The organism is Pricia sp. (assembly GCF_041745955.1).
Lineage (GTDB): Bacteria > Bacteroidota > Bacteroidia > Flavobacteriales > Flavobacteriaceae > Pricia.
Window position 1 is genome coordinate 1 of sequence record NZ_JBGTHY010000004.1, and the last position, 4,149, is coordinate 4,149.

Sequence of the window (4,149 nt, forward strand, 5' to 3'; positions counted from 1 at the left end):
TTTTGGACAACTAAAAAGTGGGGATTCAAAAAAGGATCTATTCTTTTATTGGCATCGCTTTTACCTTTCGCCACGTTCTATGTGGATAGGAAGTATCTGAAGCCTATTTCGCCCGAATAAATTATCGAAAGTGTCTTGCCGATAAAAAAGTATAGACATACCCAAGGGTAACGGTCGACCAAGTAGCATCCCTTAGATCTATAGCTGTATAGGAGAAATTAATCTCCGATTGTGGACCCACTTGGATCCCGATTTGCGGACGGTAATAGAATCCGCCTTCATTGCCTTTGTTCAATCCAATAGCATGGCCCACGTCGCCACCAAAGGAGAATGATTTCGCCGCCCAGATCCGTAAGGAAGCGGCTACCGGTGCAAATTGCACACTGGGAAGTTTTACACTGACCGTTTCTGCTTTGAACGTCTCGGGGAATCCGTGAATAATACCCGCTTTTACGCCTAGGTCAAAGACTTTATTGGGTGCCCATAGGTAACCGATATCGGCACCGATGACCAAACCTATCTGATCGTTTAAATCCCCAAGAGGTATTCCGCCATGGGCACCGACCTTAAAGCCTTCTTGTGAAGAGGCTATCGTACAGGTAAGTGCAAACAGTACAAGTGGTAGAAACGGCCTACTATTTTTTAAGGTCATTGTAGAGGTCTGTTTTAAAATGGATTACAGCTAAAAACAGCCTCTAGAACGAATTTTTTATTGGTTTTGTTGTGGAGGGTTTGAAATTATTTTTCTAAAAACATAGGAGTTAAAAGCTCCATTATGTTCTAAATTAGGGAGCAAAAAAACATGAAATTTGAATTTTATCCCCGCGAAATATCCCCCGACCCCGACGTCTTCGTATCCACTTTTTTCGGATTACCGCGGTAGCTAATATCCCCAGAGCCTGAAACTCGCGCCTTTAGCATTTTATTGACGGTCACTTTAATGTCCGCCGACCCTGAAACGGTCGCTTCCACGTTTTCGGCAATTAGTTCATAGGCCTTAATATCGCCTGAACCGGAAATAGTTGCATCGAAATTTTTGGTCTTTCCACTAAGGTTCATATCGCCGGAGCCGGACATCGAAGCGCTTAGGGATTCGGTTTCGAGGTCCAGGGTGATATCCCCGGAGCCGGACATGGAGGTCTTGAAATCGGATGTCTTTAACGTTGTTTTTCCAACGATATCCGCCGAACCCGATAAACTCACGGCATCGATGCTTTCTACCGGAACGGTGATACGAATGCCATCCTCCCAACTTGAGGGTTTTAGGTTGACGCCATTTTCCGTTTTGATGACCAATTTTCCGTTTTCAACCTCGGTAATGATATATTCCAGAAGATTTTCTTCCCCTTCCAAGGTGAGTTCGCCCTCTTTGCCATCCACGAGATCTACATCGAACCAACCGGATACCGCTATTTCGTCATATTCCCCGACACTGCGGTCGATGCTGACGGTGTTGCCGTTTCCTTTGATGCCCTTGCCCCATTGTGCGGAACAAGAAGAAGTGAATACTATTACTAAACTTAAAATTGCTGCTTTTTTCATGATGCTCTTGTTTTTTGCCCTGAATCCGCCTGCCGGCAGGCAGGTTCATTTCAGGATCAGATTGATGATTTAATTTTGATAAAACGTGATGCCCCCATAATCACTACGTATGGAAACTGCGTTGCCGCTGTCGGCGGACCCATAGTAGCCTTTGTAATATTTGCTCGTATTTTTTTCCTCGCTGATGTTGATCTGAAAATCGTCTTTTCCACTGACGCCGGAGTAGCTGGTTCTGATTTCGAAATTGAAATGATATTCCGGGTCATAGCCGATTTTAACCCCGGTATAGTCCGTATTTACCAACAGGTTTCCGGCATCGGAGGCCATCTTATCGATTTTTAGTGAGCCGTAGTCCGCCGTAATATCTACATTGCCGTGGATCGTGCCCAATTGTACGTTGATGTAATCTCCGTTGCCCTGTAAGTTCTTGGCCTCGCCAATCTCGATTTTTCCATAGTCGCTGGAATATTGCAGGTTGCCCATCTGTCCGACTTCCGAATTGGTATAATCGGCGCTGATTACTAAATCACCTGCCTTTTCGATAGTGAATCCGGAATAGTCGGCGGAAATTTTTCCGCTTTTGATGTAGCCGATGGTCGATTTCGAGGTGTAATCGAAGTTTAGCTGGTTTTCTCGACCGTTGAGTTCCCCGATATCCAAGCGGCCATAGTCGCAGCTGATCTTGGCGTGGCCGTCTACCCGGTCCAAAACGATGCTTCCGTAGTCGTTGTTTAGGTCCACTTGCCCTTTTACGGGCAGTTTTATGGTATAATTGATCTGCATATCGACGTTGTTGTTATTGCCCCAGTTCCATCCCCAGCCCGAATCGTTAGTGTCAAAGATGGTACGGGCGGAAACCCGGCTGCTACTGTTCTCGAAATCGATACGGATATCGTCCAGTTTTTGCTGCACTTTATCGGCGTTGTTGCCGCTGGTCTTGATCTGGACCTCGATAACGATCCTATCTTCGTTCCACGAGGTGATATAGAGGTTGCCGTAGCTATTATCGACCGCCAACAGCGCATCCGAATTGACCTTGAATTCTTTTTTGACCGTCTTCTCTTTCGTATATTTTCCGTTAAGCTTGCCGTCATGGGCAATGATTATCATGGGAACTATGAAGAGAACCATGGCAATACTTTTAAATAGTAGTTTCCGTATCATCGTAAGATTTTAAGTTTTTAATGGATTCAATTTTATCGAGAACGTCCTGCAGCAAATCGATGCGCGTTCGAAAGTTGGTAATCATCGCACTCAACAAGAGCTTGCTATTTCCGCCTTTTATCAAATCTTGCTCCAGTTGGGCATAATCGGTTTCCAGTTTTCTAAGTTGTACCATGGAGTCGTCGATAATTCGGCGCGTCTGGGGTGTGCTTTCTTTCTCAAGGGCCTTGACCTGTTCTTCTATCAGACCGGCAAAGTACAACTGGGAACGCGAAATCTCAGGGGATATCTCCGCTACCTGTTGGTCTAATGTCGGCTGCGATTCGTACAATCCTACGGCAACTGCGCATAGTAATGCTATCGAGGCGGCTATTGCCAAGGATTTCCAACCAAATTTATTCTTTTTTTCTTGGGATGCGAGACCTTTTGAAGCGTTCAATTTCCCGAGAAATCTGAACTCATGGCCCGCCTTTGGGGCTTCGGTATCGAAGGACCCCCGAAGGGTGTCGAACAGCCTATCTATGTTTTCGTTTTCCATTTTATGCGAATATCAATTTTTTCCTCAAGCTATCCTTTGCCCGGGATATTGTCGTCCTACAATTGGCATAGCTGATATTCATAATTCGGCTGACTTCCTCATAATCATAGCCTTCGATGAGATGTAAGGTCAAAGAAATCCGGTAGTTATCCTTTAATCGGTTCATGGTCGCCATCACTTTTTGAGCCTTCAGTTCGGTAGACGCATGGTCCGGAGCACTTGCCTCGTTATCTTCGACCTTGTACATCACATCTTCGAGTGTAATCTCATTCTTTTTCAGTTGTTTTCGATAGTGTTGAATGCTGTTGTTGATAACAATGCGTTTCAACCATGCCCCGAACGCGACCTCGCCCTTGAAGGTATGCAGTTTCGTAAATGCCTTCAAAAAGGATTCCTGCATAACGTCTTCCGCCTCGTCGCTATTTTTTACGATTCTAAAGGATGTGTTGTACATAGACCTGTAATAGCGGTTGTAGACCTCAAGCTGTGCACTTTGTTTTCCCTCAAGACACCGTTGTATCAGCGTATCAATATGTTCCTCTTTGCGGCTCAAAAAGTGGATGGTTTTTTATAAGGATGGGATAAGTTAGGGATTGTTACAGTTTTAATCCAAAAAATCCCAAAAATCATAATTCCCACCATAAGTAATGGCACAACAATTGTCCTTATAGGTGCGAAAGAAAAAGTTTTATTGTATTTTAACGGGTACTACAAGGCTTTACGAGAATTTTATAATTTAAGATAAAAGAGGATTTCTGTTATACCAATGACAGAATGACCGAAAATATACCTATGGGAGATTCTAATTTTTCAGATTTTGACAATATGTCGTTACAGTCCATCGACGAGGATGCGGAATTGATTCCGTTATTGACACCCGAGGACGAGGAGGAAATGGCCAACGA

6 protein-coding genes are annotated in these 4,149 nt (G+C 44.3%); 1 reads left to right on the plus strand and 5 read right to left on the minus strand.

Annotated elements, in window-relative coordinates:
* Nucleotides 1–120, plus strand: a 120-nt coding sequence (locus ACEW8S_RS00180; protein ID WP_373516181.1) for a DUF3817 domain-containing protein, incomplete at its 5' end; no start/stop codon positions are given.
* A 1-nt stretch (nt 121) separates the two neighbouring features.
* On the opposite strand, the gene ACEW8S_RS00185 is transcribed toward ACEW8S_RS00180, so the two are convergent.
* From ACEW8S_RS00185 to ACEW8S_RS00205, 5 genes are all read right to left on the minus strand, one after another.
* The gene (locus ACEW8S_RS00185; RefSeq protein ID WP_373516176.1) at nt 122–652 is read right to left on the minus strand and encodes a hypothetical protein; all 531 of its coding nucleotides are present in this window, start codon (nt 650–652) and stop codon (nt 122–124) included.
* 164 nt (nt 653–816) lie between these two features.
* Nucleotides 817–1,542: a head GIN domain-containing protein gene (locus ACEW8S_RS00190; protein ID WP_373516177.1), complete on the minus strand. Its 726-nt coding sequence runs from the start codon at nt 1,540–1,542 to the stop codon at nt 817–819.
* A gap of 69 nt (nt 1,543–1,611) precedes the next feature.
* Nucleotides 1,612–2,673 carry a hypothetical protein gene (locus ACEW8S_RS00195; RefSeq protein WP_373516178.1) on the minus strand — a complete coding sequence of 354 codons (1,062 nt, stop codon included), beginning with the start codon at nt 2,671–2,673 and terminating at the stop codon, nt 1,612–1,614.
* 10 nt (nt 2,674–2,683) lie between these two features.
* Nucleotides 2,684–3,244, minus strand: coding sequence for a hypothetical protein (locus tag ACEW8S_RS00200; RefSeq protein ID WP_373516179.1), 561 nt, complete (start codon nt 3,242–3,244; stop codon nt 2,684–2,686).
* Nucleotide 3,245: 1 nt separating this feature from the next.
* The gene (locus ACEW8S_RS00205; protein ID WP_373516180.1) at nt 3,246–3,797 is read right to left on the minus strand and encodes an RNA polymerase sigma factor; all 552 of its coding nucleotides are present in this window, start codon (nt 3,795–3,797) and stop codon (nt 3,246–3,248) included.
* Between the last annotated feature and the right edge of the window lie 352 nt (nt 3,798–4,149).